Here is a 23,652-nt window from a genome sequence, read left to right on the forward strand (position 1 = left end):
GCAACTTCCCCCAAACTTGGGGGTGAGGGGGCAACTTCCCCCAAACTTGGGGGTGAGGGGGCGAAATAGCATTAAATAACAGGAAAAAAGAGATTCACATAAGCAGAAAGGAGTCTTTCCCCGTAAAAAACCGCGATCGCGCCTCCTAACGCCAAAAAAGGGCCAAATGGCATCGGATCACGACGAGAGAGGATACCGAGAGCGATCGCCCCTCCGCCGATGAATGCTCCCACCGCAAAAGCCAAAAAACAGCCCACCAGTAACAATTTCCAGCCCAACCAAGCGCCCAACATCGCCGCTAATTTCGCATCCCCTCCCCCCATCGCCGTTTGTCCTAGAATCCCTGAAGCGACGATCGTAATGATATCAAACAGCCAAATCCCCAAAACCGCCCCAATAATCCCTGTCATCAATTGTTGTGATACCTGATTGATATTGAAACTGTTTTGAGACAGCACTTGATACCCCAACCCCAAAATTAATCCTGATTGAGTCAGAGAATTCGGTAACGTCATGGTGTCGTAATCAATTAAAGATAACACCAACAGCCAACTTAAAAGTATCCAATAACCAACAGTCGCAAAACTGAATCCAAATTGAAGATAAACCGCGACAAATAATAATGCGGTAATGGTTTCAATGATGGGATAGCGCGGAGAAATTGGGGTTTGACAGTGACGACATTTTCCTCGTAACCATAACCAGCCGAGGATGGGGACATTTTCCGTTTTTCCTAATCGATGTCCACAAATAGGACATCGCGAAGGAGGATAAAGTAGAGATAGATTGGCGGGAAGACGATAGATCACAACATTGAGGAAACTTCCGATCGCTGCGCCAAAAACAAAAATAAAACTACTGACAATATAATTTTCCATAGGTGATTGTTTCGTTGCTGAACCCTCGCCATACTATTGTGATCGGTTGAATCATTAAAAAAGCAGATATTTTCTCCAAAGTGTCCCCTTTTAAGATATATGTTGGCTAGAGTGACTATAACCTGATGGAGTTCTATGCTGTCTCTTGATATACCAAAAACTTCCCCCAGTCCAGAATTTACCCAAACTGCTCACATCTTAGTTGTAGAAGACGAAGACTTGATCCGAGAAATGGTGGTTCTTTCCTTACAAGAAGAAGGTTACGAAGTCTCCATTGCGACGGATGGACGGACGGCTTCCGATTTGTTACAAGCCACCGAACCGAATAGTTCTGATTTTCCCTATGATTTGATTATTCTGGATTTAATGCTTCCTCAAATCAATGGCTTAGATATTTGTCGCTGGCTACGGTATCAAGGAAACATTATTCCTGTCCTCATTTTGAGTGCAAAAGCAAGCGAAACCGATCGAGTTTTAGGATTAGAAGTCGGGGCTGACGATTACATCACTAAGCCGTTTAGTATGCCAGAGTTTATCGCTCGTTGTCGAGCCTTATTAAGACGACAACGGTTTAGCAGCTTTCCTCAAACGCCTGTGCTTCAATACCAAGACATTACTCTCTTTCCCCAAGAGTGTCGCGTTACGGTTCGCGGTGATGACATTAGCCTTTCCCCTAAAGAATTTAGACTGCTTGAACTGTTTATTAGTTCCCCCCGTCGCGTTTGGTCACGAGAACAATTGATTGAGCAAATATGGGGTCCCGATTTTCTGGGAGATACTAAAACCGTTGATGTTCATATTCGCTGGTTACGGGAAAAATTAGAGCCTGATCCTTCACAACCGACGCATATTGTTACGGTGCGAGGGTTTGGTTATCGCTTTGGATGATCGCCCAGTTAGTTATTTTTTGATTTTACTCACCATAGCACGGTTCATCAGCCCCCTAACCCCCAATCTTGGGGGGATTAAGTGGATCAACTCTTAAAAACTTAGATCACCTTGCTATATAGCAACCCCAAATCTTATGTAAAAAATTGATTGATGAAAACCCTCATTATTGGGGTTTTGGGGGCAAAACAATTTACAAATCACCTAGTATTGCTATATTCCCCTCCATACTTTGAAAGGGGGAATTTTTTGCTTTGAAATCGCATAATGAGGAATGACCAATGACCTAATTGTTAAGCATCCATGACATTAAGCATTATTTTGACGTTTTTCGCAGGGTTAGCGATCGGGTTGATGATTGCTTATCGGCAAAAACGCGCTTGGAAAAAAGATTTAAATCAGCTTCTTAAAGAACTTTTTGGTAACACTCAAGAGACGATTTCCTCTTCTTTAAGTAATCGTTTACGTCGAGAGATTTTGCTTTTAAAAAGTAATTCCAGTTATCTACAAAACCAGTTAAATATCTGGCAAAAATTAATGGAAAATGCCCCGATCGGGTATTTAGAAGTAGATGAAGAAAATCAATTAATTTGGTGTAATAAACAAGCCCGTAATCTCTTACAGATCGATCGTTGGCAACCGCATCAAGTGCGTTTATTATTAGAATTAGTTCGCTCTTATGAATTGGATCAACTCATTGAAGAAACTCGCAATACTCAAGAATCAAAAGTCCAAGAATGGGTTTTTCATAGCACTGATTTTCCCACAGATACGGAAACTCATTCTTCAACATCGATCGCGCTTAAAGGTTCAAGTTATCCGCTTCCAGAAAGCAAGGTGGGAGTATTCCTAGAAAATCAACAACCATTGATGGAACTTTCCCAACAAAATCAGCGCCTTTTTTCTGATTTAACCCATGAATTAAGAACGCCTCTCACTTCTATTCGTCTTGTCGCAGAAACCCTACAACCTCGACTACAACCACCCGAAAATCGTTGGGTTAACCAAATGCTTCAAGAAGCCAATCGTCTTATTCGTTTAATTGAAGATTGGTTAGAAATTTCTCAATTAGAAAAAAAACCGCAGCAAAATTTGAGAAAAGAACAGTTTGCGATCGCGCCTTTAATTTATTCAGCATGGGAAACCTTAAAACCTTTATCAGAACAAAAACAATTAAAGTTAAACTATGAAAGCGAACAATCTTTATTAATTACCGCCGATTATTCTCGTTTGACACAAGTGTTTTTAAACCTCTTTGATAACGCGATTAAATACAGTTCCCAGAATAGTAACATTTGGGTAAAAGTCGTATTTTTACCGTCTCATCGTATTCATAAAGCAGAAGATTGGGTACAAATTTCTGTGATTGATCAAGGTCAAGGATTATCAAAAACCGACATTCTTCGTGTTTTCGATCGACTTTATCGTGGCGATGAAGGAGCAGAAGAAAGAAAGAAAAATAACGTTAATCAAACGGATGCTAACTCATCATTCCAGTCATCAGGAACCGGTTTAGGTTTATCAATTACCCGACAAATTGTTCTCGCTCACTGTGGGAGAATCCAAGCCAAAAACCATCCTGAGACAGGAGGCGCTTGGCTACAAATTGAACTTCCTAATGTGGTTTTGGATCAATGAATAAATGACGCATCGATCGTGAAAAGAGTTTCCAGAAAAGACAGAATTGATATCAGTTGTCAATCTCCACCAAAAAAGATTAAGTTAGTAATACCATTAGTAATACCATTTTGGAAAAGTCAAGTTACAATGAATCCCCCCTAACCCCCCTTTGAAAGGGGGGGAATAATGAGTTGGTATGTAGCACCAATTATTCAAAATGGTATAACATCAGATAAACTTAAATTTCTCAGTGGAAAAACCACTTTTGGTTAGTTGAATTATTGGTCGTCTCCCCATTACAATTCTCGTAATTCTTACTTCGATCGTTCCCTGAAACGAGTGGAACAAGATGTTTTGCGGATGGGTGCGTTAGTAGAACAATCTTTCCGTTTAAGTCATTCGGCGCTGTTTCGTCAAAATCTAGAGGCGGCTAAACAGATTAATGATCTCGATGAACAAATTGACCAATACTATCGTCAAATTGAGTTAGATTGTGCCAAATTAATGACCCTACAAGCACCAGTCGCCACAGATTTGAGAGTAATTAGTGCGTTTATGCAGTTAGTTCGAGATTTAGAACGAATTGGCGATTATGCGGAAGATTTAGCGGAGTTTGCTATTAAATTATTTCCTTATCCCCCTCATCCCTGTTTACCAGAAGTCGCAGCCATGTCTCACCAAACCCAAATGATGTTAGCCGCCAGTTTAGTCGCTTTAGCTGATTTAGATGCAACGGCGGGAAAAAGAGTGAAAGAAATGGATGATATAGTAGATGATGCTTACGATCGAATTTACAATATTTTAGCGAAAAAAAGTGATGTGCAAGGCGTGGTTGAACCGATTTTGTTACTCGGATTAAGTATTCGTCATTTAGAAAGAATGGCGGATCATGCGACAAATATTGGTCAGCGCGTCGCTTATATTGTCACGGGCGATCGATCTTGATATCTTAATTGAGGAGGACTTATTATTGCCAAGAGTACGAGTTCGTCAGCACGTTAATCCGCTTAGTCAGAAATATCAAACCCCGATTACGCCTCCCGTTTGGGAAAAGATTTATTCTGATTTAAATCAGCCATTTTTTCTAGATATTGGTGCAGCGAGAGGACGTTTTCTTCTAGAAATGGCGCAATTGCAACCTGACTATAATTTTTTAGGTCTAGAAATCCGTGAACCTTTAGTCACAGAAGCCAATCGTATTCGAGATGAATTAGGATTAACCAACCTTCATTATTTATTTTGTCATGTGAATCCATCTTTAGAGACGGTGTTAGCTTCCTTACCGAAAAATGCGCTCAATTTAGTAACGATTCAATTTCCTGATCCTTGGTTCAAACAACGTCATGGGAAACGACGGATTGTTCAACCCCAGTTAGTGGAGACACTTGCTAATTATTTAAATCCGAATTCTTGGCAGCAAAGAGGAGGAGTCTTTTTACAGTCAGATGTTCGATTTGTGATTGAGGAAATGTCTCGTCATTTTGCCGCTCATCCTGCTTTTTTCCGAGAAACTTCGACTTGGTTATCAGAAAATCCTTTCCCTGTCGCAACGGAACGAGAAATCACAACTCTTGAGCAAAATCAGCCCGTTTATCGCACTTGGTTCGATCGCGCTACCCCCTAATCGTAGCGCTACCTCCTAATTGTAGGTTGGGTGAAACGAAGTGTAACCCAACAATTGTCTCATTAAAACAAAATCGTGTTGGGTTTCGCTTCGCTCCACCCATTGCAGTGACCAATGTAGAGACGTTCCATGGAACGTCTCCCAGTAATCAGTAAACAAATAACAAATAACGAATAACGAATAACGAATAACGAATATTGGTGTTGGGTTTCGCTTCGCTCCACCCATTGCAGTGACCAATGTAGAGACGTTCCATGGAACGTCTCCCAGTAATCAGTGAACAAATAACAAATAACGAATAACGAATATTGGTGTTGGGTTTCGCTTCGCTCCACCCAACCTACTGACGAAAATTTTGAGGAGAAACCGTCCCTCCCTTTAATCTGCACGTTATAATTTGTTACGAAACCTACAATTGTTAATAATCTGTATTATTTTATGAGTAACCCTGCTTTGCACGCCTTTTATGTCGGTCGCGCTTTTGCGGAAGTGCTTGGTGAACGTCTCGAAGATACTGTCACCAATAGCCTCAGTGAACTCGGACAACTCGAAGCAAAACAGCGAGAAGCGATGCAAGAATTTGTCGAGGAAGTAATGGCTCGCGCTGAACAAAGTTCTGGAGACGAGCAACCGTCTGCTAGGGAAACTCAGTCCAAGAGTGCTTCCTCTCGTCCCCAAACTGCGAAACGCTCTCCTGAAGATGTGCAAGCGATGGTTGATGAATTGCGAGCCTCGATCGCGAGTTTACGCACTGAACTCAACGCTTATAAAAGTCAATCCTAGAGGAATTATACTACTTATAGGTTTTCCTCTCCCCTTATTCTGCCAAAATGCTATCAAGGAATCGTGCTGTGTCTGCGCTCTCTGAGAAATCAAATCAGCCTATTAATGCCAAAGTAACTCGCATCTCATCTTCATCTCTAGAAGCTGGGAAAAAAGCCTATCGTTGGAATCGAGAAAACTATTCTCGTAACCGCCGACGATTCGATATTTGGTTCTTTGTCTTAACCCTTCTATTTAAACTCTGGCTAGAAGGGAAAAAATGGAGCTATATCGGTGGCTATACTGAAGAGAAAAAGAAAGCTCGTCGTCAAGCCAGAGCCGTCTGGATTCGAGAAAGTCTTTTAGAACTCGGTCCCACTTTTATCAAGGTTGGTCAATTGTTCTCGACTCGTGCTGATATTTTTCCGTCGGAATATGTGGAAGAATTGTCCAAACTCCAAGATCGAGTTCCAGCTTTCGATTATGAACAGGTGGCGGCAATTGTTAAAGAAGATTTAGGGAAATCAGTAGAGCAACTTTTTGCTAGTTTTGATCCCACTCCTTTAGCGGCGGCGAGTTTAGGACAAGTTCATAAAGCACAACTCCACAGTGGCGAAACGGTGGTGGTAAAAGTACAACGTCCTGGTTTGAAAAAATTATTTACCATTGATTTAGCTATTCTCAAATGGATCGCTCGTTATTTCCAAAATCATCCCCGTTGGGGAAAAGGACGGGATTGGATTGGCATTTATGACGAGTGTTGTCGGATTCTGTGGGAAGAAGCGGATTATCTCAATGAAGGGCGTAATGCTGATACGTTCCGCCGTAATTTTCAAACTTATGAACGAGTGCGTGTGCCTCGTGTCTATTGGCGTTATACTTCTCTACGGGTGTTAACGTTAGAGTTCGTCCCTGGGATTAAAGTTAGTCATCACGAAGCTCTAGACGCAGCGGGTGTCGATCGATCGATCATTGCTCGTTTAGGAGCGGAAACCTATTTACAACAGCTTTTATATGATGGCTTTTTCCATGCTGATCCCCATCCAGGGAATTTAGCAGTAAGTCCTGAAGGACAACTCATTTTTTATGACTTTGGCATGATGGGACGGATTCAAGGGAATGTTAAAGATAATTTGATGGAAACCTTGTTTGGGATTGCCGAAAAAAGTGGCGATCGAGTCCTCAATTCTCTAGTAAAATTAGGAGCGCTTGCGCCAGTGGAAGATACCAGTGCGGTGCGTCGTTCTATTCAATATATGCTAGACAACTTCATGGATGAACCCTTTGAGGAACAATCCGTTGCTGAAATCAGCGACGATCTCTATGAAATTGCTTATAATAATCCCTTTCGTTTTCCCGCAACGTTTACGTTTGTAATGAGAGCCTTTTCTACCTTAGAAGGAGTCGGGAAAACCCTTGATCCTGAATTTAATTTTATGGCAGTGGCTCAACCCTACGCAATGGAGCTTATGAACAGTAACGGTTACGATAACAATAAAACTTTATTTGATGAAATCGGACGACAAGCTGCCAGCATGAGTTCTACTGCTTTGGGCTTACCCCGTCGTCTCGAAGAAACCATTGATAAACTTGAGAAGGGAGACTTGCGTTTGCGGGTACGATCGATCGAAAGCGATCGCATTTTGCGGCGGATGAGTGGCATCCAGTTAGGAACAAACTACTCCCTACTAATTGCGGCTTTTACCATCTCAGCAACCATTCTCGTCGTAAACGAACTGATCACCTTAGCGGTTATTATGGCTTTGGCAGCGTCTGCGTCGGCATTTGCTTGGATTCGGTTACTCAAACGACTCGATCGTTGGGATCGAATGTAAAAAGCGATAAAATAAACCTGTTATTTTTGTTTTGTACACTAATCATCACATCAAGGCTATGAAACGTCGCTTTAATGGGCGAACCGATACAGGAGTCATGCGTGCAGTCAACCAAGACTGCTTATATTACGACCCGCGAGGGCGTTTCTTTATCGTTGCTGACGGGATGGGGGGACACGCTGGCGGACAAGAGGCGAGTAAAATTGCGACTCAGGTAATCAGCGACTATCTCGAAGAACATTGGGAGTCTGACCTCAATTCCGAAAACTTGCTTCATCAAGCAGTGGAAGAAGCTAACGAAAAGATTATCGGCGACCAACAAACCCATCCCGAACGCGCGGAGATGGGAACAACCGTCGTCGCGGTTGTCTTTCGGGAGGACAAGTCTTGGTGTGTTCATGTGGGAGACTCACGACTTTACCTCTGGCGAGATAATATTCTCACTCCCTTCACAGAAGATCATACTTGGGTGGCGTGGGCGTTAAAATCAGGAACAATCTCCCCAGAAGAAGCGGGAGTGCATCCCTGGCGCCACGTTTTATCTCAATGTTTGGGACGAAAAGAGCTTTATAGCATAGATACCGATATCATCAACGTTCAACCAGGCGATCGGCTTTTATTGTGTAGCGACGGTTTAACGGGAGAAGTCTCGGAAGAAGAAATCCGAATGTATTTACAGGAAGCAGAAACCTGTGAGGAAGCCGTTACCGAACTGATCGAAACTGCGAAGGAAAACGGAGGTTCTGATAACGTTACGGTGATTGTCATTGAAGAAGGAGAAACTGAGGAAAGTTTCCGTAATCTAGATGAAGCGGATACCCTTTCCTCAGAATACTAATTAGGGTTTACTGAAAAAGTCCATTGGTTGGTTTAGTAAGGCAAAAGGCAAGTTGCCTTAGGCAAGAGGCAAGTTGCCTTAGGCAAGAGGCAAGTTGCCTTAGGGAAGGTGCGTGACGATTGAACAATCAATGAACTTGCATTTTTACTCAGATCTTAATCGCCTCAAATCCTTATTTGGTAAAACTTTCAGTTTCCCAACAGCAAACCCTAATTAGAGCCTAGTTCAGTCCTCCATAACCAGGAGGGAGATTAAGAGAAGAGGAGGAGTCTTCATTCTCCTGTTGTTCTGATTCAAAAGGAGACGGTTCATCGAGAGGAGAAGCATCTTGGGGAGAAGGACGATCGCCGTCCACATCCGCTAAATCCCCTAAGTTAAATAAGAAAGGGACACTGCTTTCGTTTTCTCCACCCATGACAAGGACATTCGGCATTTGAGAGCCGCCTTGTCGCCAGGCTTCGATCGCTTCTTTTTGTAGTACCAGTGATCCGCCTTGAGCGCGTAACGTATCCGCGAGGAGGCGTTGTGCTTCTGCTCGTCCTTTCGCACGGTTAATGTCAGCTTGCGCCTTTTGTTCCGCTTCTCTGGCAATATAAACCGCTCGTTGGGCGCTTTGTTCTGCGATTTGCTTATCTTCTACCGCTTGCGCAAAGGCTTTCGTGAAATTCAGATCAACAACGCTGGTATCAAGGACAATAATCCCATACTTTTCCAAGCGATTGTTTAGCGCGATATCAAAATCCTGTTTTAATTCATCCCGTCGGGTGATTGCCTCTTCCGCCGTTTTCCTGGCAGCCGCCACCTTAAAGGATTCCTGAGTTTGCGGAGAAATCACTTTCGCGACAACATTACTTAACGTGCCTTGTTTCCGACGAATATCCACCACCTGAACAGGATCAAGACGGAAGTTAATGGCAAAACTGGCATTCAAATCTTGTAAGTCTTTCGTGGCACTTTGCGCCGGGACTTCATATTTTTGAACCGTCACATCATACACATCCACTTTAGAAATAATGGGGGGTTTAAAGTGAATCCCCTCCAATAATGCGCCTTCTTGTGCTTTTCCTAAAATACTGAGAACCCCAGCTTCTCCAGGGTTAATCACCGTATAAGAGTTAAAGCCAATGATTAATAACAAAGCGGCAATCACGCCACCAATAATGGCGGTTATGCTTTGGGAATTGGGTTTATTCAAGAAATTTTGCTCCTAGTTTGTGATTAGTTTTCTATTCTTCGTTTCGGCTATTCCTGCAAGTTTCCATAGCTAGGAGGAAGATCGAGAGAAGAAGATTCGTCTTCTTCGGTTTCAAAAGGAGACGGTTCATCGAGAGGAGAGGCTTCTTCGGGGGAAGGGCGCTCTTCATCAATATCTGCTAAATCTCCTAAATTGAATAAGAAAGGAATACTACTTTTGTTTTCCCCTCCCAAAATTAACACATTGGGCATCTGAGAGCCGCCTTGTCGCCAAGCCTCGATCGCTTCTTTTTGTAACACCAGTGATCCGCCTTGAGCGCGTAAGGTTTCTGCTAAGAGGCGTTGTGCTTCTGCTTTTCCTTTGGCGCGATTAATATCAGCTTGCGCTTCTTGTTCGGCTTCTCTGGCGATATAAACCGCTCGTTGGGCGCGTTGTTCTGCGATTTGTTTATCTTCAACGGCTTGAGCAAATTCTTTGGTGAAGTTAAGATCGATGACGCTGGTATCTAAAACGAGAATGCCATATTTATCCAGACGATTATTGAGGGCGATATCAAAATCTTCTTTCAATTCATCCCGTTTGGTAATGGCTTCTTCTGCGGTTTTCCTCGCAGCGGCGACTTTAAACGATTCTTGAGTTTGCGGTGCGATCACTTTCGAGACGACGTTACTTAATGTGCCTTGTTTCCGACGAATATCCACCACTTGCACGGGATCAAGACGGAAGTTAATGGCAAAACTGGCTTTTAAATCTTGTAAGTCTTTGGTCGCACTTTGGGCGGGAACTTCAAATTTCTGGACGGTCACATCGTACACATCCACTTTAGAAATAAAAGGGATTTTGTAATGAATCCCTTCTAACAATGCGTCTTCTTGGGCTTTTCCTAAAATACTGAGAACCCCTGCTTCTCCTGGGTTGATAACTACATAAGAGTTGAAACCAACTAGAAGCAATAAGGCGGCAATAATCCCACCGATAATGGCGGTTAAACTTTGGTTGGTCTGTTTGTTCAAAGGTTTTTCTCCTTGTCTGCGATCGCGCTATCATTTATCTTATCAGGCTCGATCGCAGCGAGAAGTTAATCTATTTTTTGTGGAGACGTTTCAACTCTTCCCGCAACGCTTCCACCTGTTCCCGAAGGGTGTCAATGTTTTCATCTCCTTCCTGTTTCGAGGTGGTTTGCTTGTCGCTTTCAGGTTCATCTTCTATAATTTCAATCCGTCGCGGTTCTCCTTTTTCTGATGACTGATTGCTTGACTCCGTTTGTCCTCGTTGGGCTTCAGAAATCAGTTCCTCTACAAACTGACGGGCTTCTTCTGAGTTCATTTCTCCGCGTTTCACTAACTCATCTGCGAGTTTTTGGCTTTGGGTACGAAGTTCTTTTAGTTTTTCCCTTGCTTGTTCTTGTGCGTAGTCAGCTAAACCGACTCCGAAATAAAAGGCTTTTTGTAAGATGTCGCCGAGTCCAAATTGATTTGACATGGATTAATGATCCTCCGAGGGCATTGATTAAGATAGGATTAGGATGAAAGCGCGATGCCCGAAGGGCGGTAGCTTCGCTACATCAATGTTTATTGGTGACACTTTCGGTTAATGATCGCACCACCGCACTACTCCCGAGTTTAAACCCATTCTGCTTTTCGCACGATCTACTTCATTTTTAACATAACCAAGACCGTAGGGTGGGCAGGGCAAACCCTACTACTACTCATTGACCGTATTTTTACCCAGTCAGAGAAAAATATGCTTAACCTTACTCGACAAGTCTTTGGTGTGTTGAAGAAAAGCTCGATCGCGCCTTTTTCAGCAAACCCTATCTAGGGTTTGCTGAAAAAGTCCATTGGTTGGTTTAGTAAGGCAAGAGGCAAAAGGCAAGAGGCAAGTTGCCTTAGGCAAAAGGCAAGTTGCCTTAGGCAAGTTGCCTTAGGCAAAAGGCAAGATGGGGAAGATGGGGAAGATGGGGAAGATGGGGAAGATGGGGAAGATGGGGAAGAAAAATTGTCTCCCTTGTCTCCCATTTCTCCCATTTCTCCCATTTCTCCCATTTCTCCCTTGTCTCCCTTGCACTTTTTTGAGGGGTTAAGAGCCTTAAAGCCTCATTGGGTAAAGGTTTCAGTTTTATTCAGGAAACCCTAGATAGACCATGACTAATGACTGATTGGTGTTGGGTTTCGTCTTCTTCACCCAACCTACGTTTTTCTAATGTACTGGTTTGGTGTTGGGTTTCGTCTTCTTCACCCAACCTACTTATTGATTGAGCGAAGCTCGATCGCGCTACTCTAGAAGTTGTCATCTTAACGCCAGATCGCATCAGCCACACGGGAAACGTCCCACATTTCAGGGAGATCATGGACTCTTAAAATATCTGCTCCCTGCGCGATCGAAGCGCAACAAGTGCTTGCTGTTCCCCAGACTCGTTGTTTAGGATCACTTTGATCGAGAATTTTACCAATAAAACTTTTACGGGATGTTCCCACTAAAATTGGCACTCCTAGAGACTTAAATTGATGGAGTTGACGCAACAGTTCGAGATTTTGTTCATAAGTTTTCCCGAAGCCAATACCAGGATCAATTATCAAGCGCGATCGAGCGATCCCTGCTTGTTCCGCAGCTGCAATACGTTCTTCTAAAACTGTTAGAATCTCTCCTACGAGATCATCATAATCTGTTAACTGTTGCATGGTTTCTGGTGTTCCCCGAATGTGCATTAAAACGATCGGGATTTCTAACTCAGCAACAGTGGGTAACATCTCTGGATCAAATGTTCCTCCAGAGATATCATTAACCAAATCAGCGCCCGATCGAATTGCTTGTTCTGCGATCGTAGCGCGAGTGGTATCTACAGAAATGGGAACATTTAAGTGTTTACGAATCCGTTTAATCACTGGAATCACCCGTTCCAATTCTGCTTCTGGGGAAATGGATTTTGCACCTGGACGAGTAGATTGTCCACCAACATCGAGGATGTCAGCGCCCGCATTTACTAGCTTGGCGGCTCGATCGAATGCTTCTTCTAAATTATTATAATCACCGCCATCACTAAAACTATCAGGGGTAATATTAAGAACTCCCATGAGATAAGTTCGCTTTCCCCAAACAAAATCTTGATCTCGAATCATTAAATGTTTATTGTTCATAGTCATTGGTTATTGGTAAGGTTAGCCCCCTAACCCCCAAGTTTGGGGGAACTGGATAACCTTCTTCTGTAGGTTGGGTGAAATGAAATGTAACCCAACACCGTAGGTTGGGTGAAATGAAATGTAACCCAACACCGTAGGTTGGGTGAAATGAAATGTAACCCAACAGGTATGAAATCGTAACATCAGCTTATAATTGGTGTTGGGTTTCGCGTGGAGACGTTCCATGAAACGTCTCTACCCAACCTACGTTTTCTTACGCTGATTGATAATTGACGATTCGCGCAAAACCTTCTGCATCTAAACTCGCACCACCGACCAAAGCTCCATCAATTTCGGGTTGCGCCATAATTTCATCAATGTTAGCAGTTTTGACCGAACCGCCGTATTGAATCGGAACATCAGCACTGCTTAACTGAGATCGAATTAAACCAATCACACGATTGGCTTCTTTTGAATCACAAGTATCGCCCGTTCCGATCGCCCAAATCGGTTCATAAGCAATCACTAAACCGGACAAATCAATCCCAACTAAATCCGCCTTTAACTGTTGAGTAATCACCGCCTCAGTTTCCCCAGCATCTCGCTGTTGTTTACTCTCCCCAACACACAAAATCGGCTTTAACCCGGCTTTTTGAGCCGCACGAGCGCGGAAATTAACCGTTTCGTCAGTTTCGCCAAAATACTGACGACGTTCGCTGTGTCCCACCACAGCATAGGTAACGCCCACTTCTGTTAACATACTGGGAGCAATCTCCCCAGTAAATGCGCCCGACTCTTCCCAATGAACATTTTGTGATCCTAAACGAACACGAGTCCCATGTAAGTTTTTGGACATCACACTCAAATCAGTGAAGGGGGCGCATAAAATCACTTCTCTGTCTTCGGCAGTATTTTCCAATAGTGGGAGAAAACTTTGCAGAAACTCTAAAGATTCTGCTTGGGTTTTGTGCATTTTCCAGTTTCCAGCAATAACAACTCTTCTCAATGTCTTTACCCTTTTTTAATAATCTTGCACAAATTAGTTTATCTCCCAACGGGAAGTGCAACCAAATTTTCGACTTCTAAGCAGGGTAAATCCTCAAACGTCGGTTCGGTTCTTCTCCAAAACTATTGGACTGTAAGCGATAATGTTCCGCCAGTTCGTGCTGCATTTTCCGCACATTTGCTGGACGCGGCAGTAATTCTACAGGTTGTCCTTTCGGAATCACAATTTGTTCCACTGCCAACCGCGCTTCTTCTAAAGCCTCCATCTCGTCTTGACTACTGCCTTCTGTAAACATTCGGAAGTCTATTCCTTCAGCAGTTGTCGGGTCAAGATCAAGTAATCGTTGGAGGGTGCGAGTAATTTGGGGCAAAGTGTTCGATTTAACCACATGAATCGGGACTTCTTTGTTTTTCGCCATTTGACGCAACTTAGAATGGTTTTTCACTTGCGATCGAAGCGCAATTACCGCATCGGCGGACTCGATATCTTTTGTTAAAACCACAGGTAACTTCAACAACTCTAGCACCTGATCCAACAAATTCCGACTAATGCCATAAGGATACACATACACGGGCCAATCTTCGCCATTGGGTCCTGGGGTGCGTACCTTTTTGCTTTGATCCGCTTGCTGCCAAGATTGATCTAACAGTTGTTCAAACTCTGGATTATGAGGAGGAGAGGATTCTACTGGGGTCATTTGTCCAGAGGCACGCCAACCCGTAGGACGAGGCAAAACAGGGTTTTGGAGGTGAGTTTTACCATTGCCATAAGGCGTGGATTTTGATGATCCTGCTTCGGTGTAAATTTCCACCTCTCCTTGTTCATTGGCTAATCTCACTTCCGTTGCTGGATCATGTCCCCGTAAGAATTGGTCAATGGTTTCCGATACTTCTTGATGGACGACCCAGCGTCGTCTTTCTAGCATTTCCACCGCAATATCGAAGGTGGGGAGTGCCTTCCGTTCTAAAACGGTTTTTTGTGATCCCCTGCGTCTAGCCTCCTCGTCTCCGAGAGTTACCGCTTGGATGCCTCCAATTAAATCGGAAAGGGTGGGATTTTTAATTAAATTGTCCAGACGGTTACCGTGGGCTGTTCCCACTAGCTGCACCCCCCGTTCCGCGATCGTGCGGGCGGCAAGTGCTTCTAATTCTGTGCCAATTTCATCAATGACGATCACTTCTGGCATATGATTCTCTACCGCTTCGATCATCACTTGATGCTGTAATTCGGGACGAGACACCTGCATCCGTCGTGCGCGTCCGATCGAGGGGTGAGGAATATCACCATCGCCAGCAATTTCATTAGAAGTGTCGATAATGACCACTCGTTTGTTGAGATCATCAGCTAAAACGCGAGCAATTTCTCTCAAGGCAGTGGTTTTGCCGACACCTGGACGACCTAGCATTAAGATCGATCGACCCGTTTCCACCAAATCTCGGATCATCCCGATCGTGCCATAAACCGCTCGTCCAATGCGACAAGTTAAACCCACAATTTCGCCCCCACGATTCCGCATGGCACTAATGCGATGCAACGTGCGTTCAATTCCTGCACGATTATCGCCGCTGAACATCCCCACTCGATCGCTGCAAAACTGGATATCCTCTCGCGTCACCGGTTCTTCTCGCAAGTATTCCCAGTTATTAGCAAAACGGGCTTCGGGTTTTCGTCCCAAATCAATCACTACCTCAATCAATTCTCCTCGTTGAGGATGATTGGTCAAGGTGCTAGAAATTTCTGGAGGAAGGGTCGCTAACAAAGTATCTAAATCATCAGTGACCTGCATCCGTTGAAATAAAGGCTTTTCGGTTTCTGCTTCCTTAACAGACTGATCTAAAACTTGATCGGGTTGCTGATCCAGTTGGCGTTGATTTTGACTCACCATAAACGTTTTTATCGGTTAATTAAATTCAGGATTCACAAAGGAGAGGGTTTAGACTCTCACTTGTTGCGGATAGCGTTTCAGTTGAGATACTAAAGCATCTGCTTGAGTTACCGCTTTCCACAATAGAGAGGGATGATTTTCTAGTTGGAGAGAAGATAGATTGTTTTTCGTTTCAGGGGGATCATCATGGGACAACTGTTCTAAAGACTCTAGGAACGAGCTTAACTGAGAACGAGCAAAGCTGCCATAAGCAATTCCTGCAACGTAAGATTTAGGAAAATGGGGAGGAGAATTAAGCAATTGTTCCGATTGGAGTTTGGTTACAGTGTGTTCGTTTGTGCCACCCGCAAGTTGTACATAACCGGGGAGGTTAGCCGCGAGGACTTTTTGCGCTAACTTCACTGTAGCGCGAGTGGTTCCCTTGCCTAGATCACCACTCATTGGTCGTCCGTCTGTTTGCCAAATCAGGGGACAGGGTAAAGGGGAGATTTTTTCGGACAGGGTTTTCAGATATGGAATTAAATCGGGGTGATCTGGACAACTGATGGCTAAAATTTTGAGTTGGGGAATAATCGGTTGTAGTGCTTCCCATAAACGCTGAAACGCCTCTTCTCGTCCCGTTTGGGTGTGAATTTCGATCGCGTCGATGTGATAGTCCTGTAATTGTTCAACAATGGTCGGAGGAGAAACCTGATAAGATTGAGCCGTAATCAGTTGCGATGGACATACAGGTAAACAGCGCCCACAACCATAGCATCGATCGGTAATCACTCCTGAAAAGTTAATCGCATCAGCAGGACAAACCGCCTCACAAGGACGAGAACAGTCCGTCGGACATAAATTCGGGCTAAACGTCGCCTTACGGAAATGGGGGTCTTCCCCATCGTTTAAACTTACCATCAACCAGGGACGACAGAGAGGGAAAAAGCCTCGTTTTCTCGCACTGTCGTGTAATTGGGAAGCCACCGCCAATCCTTCTTTGGCAGCAGCCACCACCGCCGCATCCGCCGCCACATCAATACAGTCAGCACCAGCTAACGCATAAACTAAACTCAGACTCCTCACCGCAGGGAGATGTTGGTAACTTGCGCCACAAATGAGTTTAAACCAGTGACCCGTTTCTAAAGATTGTAAGGGGTTTCCGTACATATAATTTGTTGAAGAGGATTGATTTCGGATCAAACTTCCTTCTTCTAAGATAATCACCCGTTCCGCTTGTTGTAAAACCGTTTGGCGACGATATAATACTATTTTGGAAGTGCGACACGATGTTGCATTTAGAGAGTGAGTCCCTCAGAAAGACTCTGCCCAAGTGTGCATGGGTATTCCCGCTCCCAACTGCGTCGCTGGTAACGGTGGGGTGGAAAGCAGGGAGTTAAGTGTAACTATATCCTAAGTATGACTCGCCAGAAAGGGAATAAGTGCTAGGGAAAGTTCAATATGGTGAACTAACGTGAAGTGTTCGATGAGCCGTCGTAATGGTAGTCCCTATAAGTTAAGGTGAGCGTGCCGAGCGAGTAGTAAAATAGGGTTGATTAGCCACGAAAGCGAGAGCAAGTAGTGGGTTGTCAAGGGCAACGGTAAGAAGTCTCCTCTTCCAATGGAGTCTCGGAGGTCTATCCCTAAAGCATGGATAGACTAGCACACCATAAACCCTCGGCGGATAGAACACCACCTAAGTTGAGCGTATCTCTCAAATGTGAAACGTGGGTTTGCCCAATGGGGTCTGGTTTACCAGTAGGCTAACCGTAAGGGAGGCACAATTCCCCAGTGGGTATGGGACAGTCCAAAAAGCAAACGCCGTCTGCTGATTCCGTGCAGTTTCTTCTCCGACGACCTGACTTCGGATAACCGATAATCGGATTGGACAAGCAGGAACTTGAAAGCATGAGGAAAACCCTTCGGGGTATAACTTGACGGATAAGGGTTCAAAATTTGCCCTACCTGAAAGGGGAGCTAACTTGGACACGGGTGAGTCAGTAACTCGAACGATTAATTGGAACGTCTTAAAAGTCGCGCGAAAAGTTAGATTACCATATGGTAAACGTAAGTGCGAGCGGTTTAACTAACCTTGACAAGTACAAAGACAGTCTATTAGGGTCTGCTCTTGCTTGAGCCGTGTGCGGTGAAAGTCGCACGCACGGTTCTGAGGGGGGAAGGGGAGAGTAATCTCCCTAACCTACCCGACAAGTCAAGTTACATTAAAGCCCCCCATACCCCCCAAGTTTGGGGGGCTTAAGTAGTCGATACTGTAGCACCAATTATTCAAGATGGTATAACTAATAACAGAGCATTCTCCTAAAATTCGAGTCCATTTCCCTTTTTTTCTAGATGTCCTTCGATAATCTCTGTAAACTCTTATCAGAAAAATATCCCACCAATTTTGCCAGTTGGGTACTCAAAACCCCACAAACCAATGTAGAAGTGCTCAAAACCGAACTCAGCATTGAACCCATTCGTGCTGATTCCGTCACTTTTTTACAACTACAGGGACGAATTCTCCATTTAGAGTTTCAAACCCAATGGCGATCGAAGCCACCGCTTCCTCTACGAATGTTAGATTATTGGGTGCGTCTCTATCGTTTGTATCGCTTACCGATTACCCAAGTGGTGGTTTTATTACTCCCCCCTCCTGAGACTGAGGTGATTGAAACCCGATTTACTTTAGAAAACACTGACCATCAATATCAAGTGATTCGGTTATGGGAAGAAAATTCAGAGTTATTTCTCCATGATCCCGCATTATTACCCTTAGCCCCATTAACGGCGACTAATGAGCCACAAACCTTGTTACAACAGGTAATTCAACAAGTGAATGAACTGGAAGAAGAGAAGAGGGCGGAAATTTCAGCTTACGCGCAAATTGTCGCTGGGCTAAAATATGAGAAAGATTTGGTGAAACGATTATTCAGGGAGGGGATGATGCGAGAGTCAGTAATTTATCAGGATATTATCAGAGAAGGAAGAGAAGAAGGAGAACAAAGAGAACGATCGCTGATCCTCCGCCAACTAACGCGACGAGTGGGCGAGTTACCGCAACCGTGGCGCGATCGGGTTAACAGTCTCTCTCTAGAACAATTAGAAAATCTCGGAGAAGCGTTACTGGATTTTCAGGGAATGGAAGATTTAGAAACCTGGTGGCGTACCTTAGAGGAAAATTGAGATAAAAAAGGGATAATGCTAAAATTCAAGTCCATTTTTCCTTTTTCTAGATGTCCTTCGATAATCTCTGTAAACTCTTATCAGAAAAATATCCCACCAATTTTGCCAGTTGGGTACTCAAAACCCCACAAACCGATGTAGAAGTTCTCAAAACCGAACTCAGCATTGAACCCATTCGTGCTGATTCCGTCACTTTTTTACAACTACAGGGACGAATTCTCCATTTAGAGTTTCAAACCCAATGGCGATCGAAGCCACCGCTTCCTCTACGAATGTTAGATTATTGGGTGCGTCTCTATCGTTTGTATCGCTTACCGATTACCCAAGTGGTGGTTTTATTACTCCCCCCTCTTGAGACTGAGGTGATTGAAACCCGATTTACTTTAGAAAACACTGACCATCAATATCAAGTGATTCGATTATGGGAAGAAAATCCAGATAGGTTTCTCCATGATCCCGCATTATTACCCTTAGCCCCATTAACGGCGACTAATGAGCCACAAACCTTGTTACAACAGGTAATTCAACAAGTGAATGAACTGGAAGAAGAGAAGAGGGCGGAAATTTCAGCTTACGCGCAAATTGTCGCTGGGCTAAAATATGAGAAAGATTTGGTGAAACGATTATTCAGGGAGGGGATGATGCGAGAGTCAGTAATTTATCAGGATATTATCAGAGAAGGAAGAGAAGAAGGAGAACAAAGAGAACGATCGCTGATCCTCCGTCAACTAACGCGACGAGTGGGCGAGTTACCGCAACCGTGGCGCGATCAGGTCAATAGTCTCTCTCTAGAACAATTAGAAAATCTCGGAGAAGCATTACTCGATTTTCAGGGAATGGAAGATTTAGAAACCTGGTGGCGTACCTTAGAGGAAAATTGAGATAAAAAAGGGATAATGCTAAAATTCAAGTCCATTTCCCTTTTTTCTAGATGTCCTTCGATAATCTCTGTAAACTCTTATCAGAAAAATATCCCACCAACTTTGCCAGTTGGGTACTCAAAACCCCACAAACCAATGTAGAAGTGCTCAAAACCGAACTCAGCATTGAACCCATCCGTGCTGATTCCGTCACTTTCCTGCAACTACAGGGACGAATTCTCCATTTAGAGTTTCAAACCCAATGGCGATCGAAGCCACCGCTTCCTCTACGAATGTTAGATTATTGGGTGCGTCTCTATCGTTTGTATCGCTTACCGATTACCCAAGTGGTGGTTTTATTACTCCCCCCTCCTGAGACTGAGGTGATTGAAACCCGATTTACCCTCGAAAACACTGACCATCAATATCAAGTGATTCGATTATGGGAAGAAAATCCAGATAGGTTTCTCCATGATCCCGCATTATTACCCTTAGCCCCATTAACGGCGACTAATGAACCACAAACCCTATTGCAACAAGTAGTGGAACAAGTGAATGAACTGGAAGAAGAGAAGAGAGTGGAAATTTCAGCTTACGCGCAAATTGTCGCTGGGTTAAAATATGAGAAAGATTTGGTGAAACGATTATTCAGGGAGGGGATGATGCGAGAGTCAGTCATTTATCAAGATATTATCCGAGAAGGAAGACAAGAAGGAAGACAAGAAGAAGGACGATCGCTGATCCTCCGTCAACTAACGCGACGAGTGGGCGAGTTACCGCAATTGTGGCGCGATCGCGTTAATAGTCTCTCTCTAGAACAATTAGAAAATCTCGGAGAAGCGTTACTGGATTTTCAGGGAATGGGAGATTTAGAAACCTGGTGGGATACATCCAACGATTATTCAAGGAGGGGATAATGCGAGAGTCAGTAATTTATCAAGATATTATCAGAGAAGGAAGACAAGAAGAAGGGCGATCGCTGATTCTCCGTCAACTAACGCGACGAGTGGGCGAGTTACCGCAACCGTGGCGCGATCGCGTCAATAGTCTCTCTCTCGAACAATTAGAAAACCTCGGAGAAGCGTTACTGGATTTTCAGGGAATGGGAGATTTAGAAACTTGGTGGAGTCAATTGAACGAATTTTATCGTGTAGGTTAGGCGATCGCTATGATATTAAAGTAGAACAGATTACGCTCTAAAACATGGAAAAACAAGAACTTAAAGCTCTAATCAAAGAAACTGTGCGGGAAGTCATCTACGAAGAAAGACACAATTTATGTCAAATTTTGATTCCCTATGTCAGCGATGAAGAACAACGGGAACTCGAAGCCGAGTTTGGTAAACCGACAACAGAAGATGATGAAGAATTAACCGATTTAACTGATTGGGTGAAAAGTGACGCGATCGCGCATTGAAGAAAGTCTTATCTGACCGTTGTTTAAAATCCGTTTTGCTACTTTTTTCTCAACAATGCTTATTTTCCCGTCCAATCATCCCCTTTCCCGTTTATTTCGCCACAGTCGCCGTTATGCAACTCAAATTTGGGGCGCGATCGCCTGTTCTATTCTCAATACCATCTTTGATTTAGCCCCACCCTATCTCATTGGAGTTGCGATCGATGTGGTGGTACAACAGGAAAACTCCTTGATTTCCCGTTTTGGCTTCACCAGCATCACCACCCAACTGGCGATCGTTTCTCTGATTACTTTCTTGATTTGGAGTTTGGAATCTCTCACGGAATATGCTTACAGTCGTCTCTGGCAAAACTTAGCCCAAACCTTACAACATGAATTGCGAGTAGATGCTTATGGTCATTTGCAAGAGTTGGAGTTGAGTTATTTTGAAGAACGAAGTACGGGCTTTTTTCTGGCGGTTCTTAATGATGATATTAACCAATTAGAGCGATTTTTGAATTTTGGGGCGTATGGATTTCTCCGTTTTTTCACGACGATTTTATTTGTGGGAGGAACATTTATTGTCTTGGCCCCTGGGGTGTCTTGGCTGGCGATGTTGCCGATTCCCTTTGTTTTGTGGGGGTCGATCGCGTTCCAAAAAAAACTTGCTCCCCGTTATGCCGAGGTGCGCGATAAAGCAAGTTTAATTAACACTCGTTTGAATAATAATCTTTCTGGTATTGCTACGATTAAAAGTTTTACTGCTGAAAGTTATGAACGCGATCGGGTTAAAAAAGAAAGTGAAGCCTATCGCCACAGTAATGGGAAAGCCATCGCTTTAAGTGCCGCGTTTGTTCCTTCGATTCGGATTTTAATTTTAATCGGCTTCACCGCCACTTTATTTTTAGGGGGCTTAGAAGTCGCTAATGGCAATCTCTCGGCGGGAACTTACGGGTTTATTGTGTTTATTGTTCAACGCTTGTTATGGCCCTTTACGCAGTTAAGTGAATTGATGGATGAATATCAACGGGCGATGGCTTCGATTTATCGGGTGATGAATTTGTTAGAAACGCCGATTGCGATCGCGAGTGGCGATCAACCTTTACCAGTGCAGAAAGTACAAGGAGAAATTAAGCTCGATCGCGTGACTTTTTCCTATCCCGAACAAAAACCAGTTTTTAAGAACCTTTCTCTGGAAATACCAGCCAATAAATAAGAGTCCGACAGGACATCCTTAAACTAACAATTAACAAGTTGACAACATACAATAAACATCTTACCATAAAGAAGTTACCAATAAATTAGGTCGATGTTAACTTTAAACTATCAGTACCGAATCTATCCCGATCAATCTCAAGAAGAAAGGCTCCTTGAGATCATGGAAGTTTGTCGAAGTGCTTACAATTACGCGCTTCGAGAAATTAAAGATTGGTGTAATAGTCGAAAATGTAGCATTGACCGATGTAGTTTAGTTTCGGAATATATCATCCCTGTTGATGCTAAATTTCCTAGCGAGTTAACTCAGCTTAATCAACTCCCCAAAGCGAAAAAGGAATTTCCGAATCTCAAACAAGTCCCCTCTCAAGTTTTACAACAAACCATTAAGCAGTTACATCGAGCATGGGACTTTTTTCGAGAAAGAGGGTATGGTTTTCCTCGATTCAAAAAGTTTGGACAATTTAAGTCAATTCTTTTTCCACAGTTTAAGGAATCCCCCCTTCTTTTCCCCCCTTACGAAGGGGGGTTAGGGGGGATGTGGCAAATTAACTTACCTAAAATTGGGAAAATCAGAATCAATGTTCATCGTCCAATTCCAGATGGGTTCAAAGTTAAACAGGTTCGAGTCATTAGGAAAGCAGATCGATGGTATGTTTCAATTTGTATCCAATTAGATGTTGATGTCCCTGATCCACAACCTCATGGTCATCCATTAGGTGTGGACATCGGGTTAGAGAAATTCTTAGCGACCAGTGATGGGGTTCTCGTCAAACCGCCAAAGTTTTTTAAGAAAATGCAAAGCGAGTTGAAATTACTGCAACGCCGACTTTCTAGAAAACAGAAACGGTCAAAGAATTACGAGAAACAACGCATCAAGGTAGCAAGAATGCACCACAAAATTAGCAATACTCGAAAAGATTTCCACTATAAACAAGCTCATGCTTTGTGTGATGCTGGTGACATGATCTTCATGGAAGATTTGGATTACCGCATTACATCTCAAGGAATGCTTGGAAAAGAAATGTTGGATGGAGGGTTTGGACAGTTCCGAACCATTACTCAACAAGTCTGTTGGAAACGTGGAAAGTATTTTGATGTTGTTGAGGCAAGAGGAAGTAGTCAAACTTGCCCCAATTGTGGTGTTCACGTCAAGAAAGACTTGAGCGTAAGAGTTCATAAATGTCCTGAATGCAAATATGAAGCAGATCGGGATGTGGCGGCGGCAAGCGTGTTAAGAAATCGAGGATTAAATTTAGTACGGCGGGACTCGTCGGAAAGGAAACAGCCTGCTACCGATGGGGTTTCCCCTCAAGAGCGATCTGTCGGGGGATTGGGGAACCAGTCCTAGATCAGTGCGACGCAGGAAG

The 23,652-nt window shown here is 43.6% G+C and carries 24 protein-coding genes and 1 pseudogene; 15 read left to right on the forward strand and 10 right to left on the reverse strand.

Annotated features, from left to right (window positions below; all coding sequences use genetic code 11):
* Nucleotides 1–71: 71 nt before the first annotated feature.
* Entirely contained in the window at nt 72–878 is an 807-nt protein-coding gene (locus DACSA_RS09910; protein ID WP_015229622.1) for a prepilin peptidase, read from the reverse strand.
* 135 nt (nt 879–1,013) lie between these two features.
* On the opposite strand from DACSA_RS09910, the gene DACSA_RS09915 reads away from it, so the two are divergent.
* The 4 genes from DACSA_RS09915 to trmB all read left to right on the forward strand — a co-directional run bounded on the left by DACSA_RS09915 (nt 1,014) and on the right by trmB (nt 5,010).
* Nucleotides 1,014–1,766 carry a response regulator transcription factor gene (locus DACSA_RS09915; protein ID WP_015229623.1) on the forward strand — a complete coding sequence of 251 codons (753 nt, stop codon included), beginning with the start codon at nt 1,014–1,016 and terminating at the stop codon, nt 1,764–1,766.
* 303 nt (nt 1,767–2,069) lie between these two features.
* Complete coding sequence (locus DACSA_RS09920; RefSeq protein WP_015229624.1) at nt 2,070–3,404, forward strand: sensor histidine kinase; 1,335 nt, start codon at nt 2,070–2,072, stop codon at nt 3,402–3,404.
* 255 nt (nt 3,405–3,659) lie between these two features.
* Nucleotides 3,660–4,331 carry a phosphate signaling complex protein PhoU gene (gene phoU, locus DACSA_RS09925; protein WP_015229625.1) on the forward strand — a complete coding sequence of 224 codons (672 nt, stop codon included), beginning with the start codon at nt 3,660–3,662 and terminating at the stop codon, nt 4,329–4,331.
* A gap of 25 nt (nt 4,332–4,356) precedes the next feature.
* On the forward strand, nt 4,357–5,010 hold the full coding sequence (trmB, locus tag DACSA_RS09930) for a tRNA (guanosine(46)-N7)-methyltransferase TrmB (RefSeq protein WP_041235428.1): 654 nt from the start codon (nt 4,357–4,359) through the stop codon (nt 5,008–5,010).
* A gap of 62 nt (nt 5,011–5,072) precedes the next feature.
* Here the strand turns inward: trmB and DACSA_RS20620 are convergent, their stop codons facing one another.
* Nucleotides 5,073–5,345, reverse strand: coding sequence for a hypothetical protein (locus DACSA_RS20620; RefSeq protein WP_156800754.1), 273 nt, complete (start codon nt 5,343–5,345; stop codon nt 5,073–5,075).
* 103 nt (nt 5,346–5,448) lie between these two features.
* Between DACSA_RS20620 and DACSA_RS09935 the strand changes: the two genes are divergently transcribed.
* The 3 genes from DACSA_RS09935 (at nt 5,449) to DACSA_RS09945 (ending at nt 8,445) form a co-directional block, all read left to right on the forward strand.
* Complete coding sequence (locus DACSA_RS09935; protein ID WP_015229628.1) at nt 5,449–5,793, forward strand: DUF6825 family protein; 345 nt, start codon at nt 5,449–5,451, stop codon at nt 5,791–5,793.
* 68 nt (nt 5,794–5,861) lie between these two features.
* On the forward strand, nt 5,862–7,607 hold the full coding sequence (locus DACSA_RS09940; RefSeq protein ID WP_041235429.1) for an ABC1 kinase family protein: 1,746 nt from the start codon (nt 5,862–5,864) through the stop codon (nt 7,605–7,607).
* Between the two features lie 58 nt (nt 7,608–7,665).
* Nucleotides 7,666–8,445, forward strand: coding sequence for a Stp1/IreP family PP2C-type Ser/Thr phosphatase (locus DACSA_RS09945; protein ID WP_015229630.1), 780 nt, complete (start codon nt 7,666–7,668; stop codon nt 8,443–8,445).
* Between the two features lie 220 nt (nt 8,446–8,665).
* Here DACSA_RS09945 and DACSA_RS09950 read toward each other — a convergent pair whose 3' ends face one another.
* The 3 genes from DACSA_RS09950 to DACSA_RS09960 all read right to left on the reverse strand — a co-directional run bounded on the left by DACSA_RS09950 (nt 8,666) and on the right by DACSA_RS09960 (nt 11,122).
* Complete coding sequence (locus DACSA_RS09950) at nt 8,666–9,640, reverse strand: prohibitin family protein (RefSeq protein WP_015229631.1); 975 nt, start codon at nt 9,638–9,640, stop codon at nt 8,666–8,668.
* A gap of 47 nt (nt 9,641–9,687) precedes the next feature.
* Entirely contained in the window at nt 9,688–10,653 is a 966-nt protein-coding gene (locus DACSA_RS09955) for a prohibitin family protein (RefSeq protein WP_015229632.1), read from the reverse strand.
* 70 nt (nt 10,654–10,723) lie between these two features.
* Complete coding sequence (locus DACSA_RS09960; RefSeq protein WP_015229633.1) at nt 10,724–11,122, reverse strand: phasin family protein; 399 nt, start codon at nt 11,120–11,122, stop codon at nt 10,724–10,726.
* Nucleotides 11,123–11,464: 342 nt separating this feature from the next.
* Here DACSA_RS09960 and DACSA_RS20625 point away from each other — a divergent pair, with 342 nt between their 5' ends.
* Entirely contained in the window at nt 11,465–11,776 is a 312-nt protein-coding gene (locus tag DACSA_RS20625; protein ID WP_041235430.1) for a hypothetical protein, read from the forward strand.
* On the opposite strand, the gene DACSA_RS20630 is transcribed toward DACSA_RS20625, so the two are convergent.
* From DACSA_RS20630 to ldpA, 5 genes are all read right to left on the reverse strand, one after another.
* Nucleotides 11,763–11,933, reverse strand: a complete 171-nt coding sequence (locus tag DACSA_RS20630) for a hypothetical protein (RefSeq protein WP_156800755.1) — start codon at nt 11,931–11,933, stop codon at nt 11,763–11,765. The two genes, DACSA_RS20625 and DACSA_RS20630, sit on opposite strands and share 14 nt — an antisense overlap.
* Nucleotide 11,934: 1 nt before the next feature.
* Entirely contained in the window at nt 11,935–12,783 is an 849-nt protein-coding gene (gene folP, locus DACSA_RS09970; RefSeq protein WP_332248578.1) for a dihydropteroate synthase, read from the reverse strand.
* A gap of 250 nt (nt 12,784–13,033) precedes the next feature.
* Nucleotides 13,034–13,765 carry a triose-phosphate isomerase gene (tpiA, locus tag DACSA_RS09975; RefSeq protein ID WP_015229635.1) on the reverse strand — a complete coding sequence of 244 codons (732 nt, stop codon included), beginning with the start codon at nt 13,763–13,765 and terminating at the stop codon, nt 13,034–13,036.
* A 76-nt stretch (nt 13,766–13,841) separates the two neighbouring features.
* Nucleotides 13,842–15,551, reverse strand: coding sequence for a R3H domain-containing nucleic acid-binding protein (locus DACSA_RS09980; protein ID WP_041235797.1), 1,710 nt, complete (start codon nt 15,549–15,551; stop codon nt 13,842–13,844).
* A gap of 147 nt (nt 15,552–15,698) precedes the next feature.
* Nucleotides 15,699–16,799, reverse strand: a complete 1,101-nt coding sequence (ldpA, locus tag DACSA_RS09985; protein WP_015229637.1) for a circadian clock protein LdpA — start codon at nt 16,797–16,799, stop codon at nt 15,699–15,701.
* A gap of 1,182 nt (nt 16,800–17,981) precedes the next feature.
* Here ldpA and DACSA_RS09990 point away from each other — a divergent pair.
* From DACSA_RS09990 to DACSA_RS10020, 7 genes and pseudogenes are all read left to right on the forward strand, one after another.
* Nucleotides 17,982–18,812 (forward strand): DUF4351 domain-containing protein, encoded by an 831-nt coding sequence (locus DACSA_RS09990; protein ID WP_015229638.1) that lies wholly within the window; start codon nt 17,982–17,984, stop codon nt 18,810–18,812.
* A gap of 50 nt (nt 18,813–18,862) precedes the next feature.
* Complete coding sequence (locus tag DACSA_RS09995) at nt 18,863–19,693, forward strand: DUF4351 domain-containing protein (RefSeq protein WP_015229639.1); 831 nt, start codon at nt 18,863–18,865, stop codon at nt 19,691–19,693.
* Between the two features lie 50 nt (nt 19,694–19,743).
* Nucleotides 19,744–20,589, forward strand: a complete 846-nt coding sequence (locus tag DACSA_RS10000) for a DUF4351 domain-containing protein (RefSeq protein ID WP_015229640.1) — start codon at nt 19,744–19,746, stop codon at nt 20,587–20,589.
* A complete protein-coding gene (locus DACSA_RS10005; protein ID WP_015229641.1) occupies nt 20,589–20,831 on the forward strand; it encodes a DUF4351 domain-containing protein in 243 nt (80 codons plus the stop codon). Before DACSA_RS10000 ends, DACSA_RS10005 begins: the two co-directional genes overlap by 1 nt.
* Nucleotides 20,832–20,875: 44 nt before the next feature.
* A complete protein-coding gene (locus DACSA_RS10010) occupies nt 20,876–21,088 on the forward strand; it encodes a hypothetical protein (protein ID WP_015229642.1) in 213 nt (70 codons plus the stop codon).
* 55 nt (nt 21,089–21,143) lie between these two features.
* Nucleotides 21,144–22,274: pseudogene (locus tag DACSA_RS10015) on the forward strand (ABC transporter transmembrane domain-containing protein); the annotation flags it as partial.
* A gap of 102 nt (nt 22,275–22,376) precedes the next feature.
* On the forward strand, nt 22,377–23,633 hold the full coding sequence (locus DACSA_RS10020; RefSeq protein ID WP_015229644.1) for an RNA-guided endonuclease InsQ/TnpB family protein: 1,257 nt from the start codon (nt 22,377–22,379) through the stop codon (nt 23,631–23,633).
* Nucleotides 23,634–23,652: the final 19 nt, after the last annotated feature.

The sequence above is a fragment of the Dactylococcopsis salina PCC 8305 genome (assembly GCF_000317615.1).
In the GTDB taxonomy this organism is placed as follows: Bacteria; Cyanobacteriota; Cyanobacteriia; order Cyanobacteriales; family Rubidibacteraceae; genus Halothece; species Halothece salina.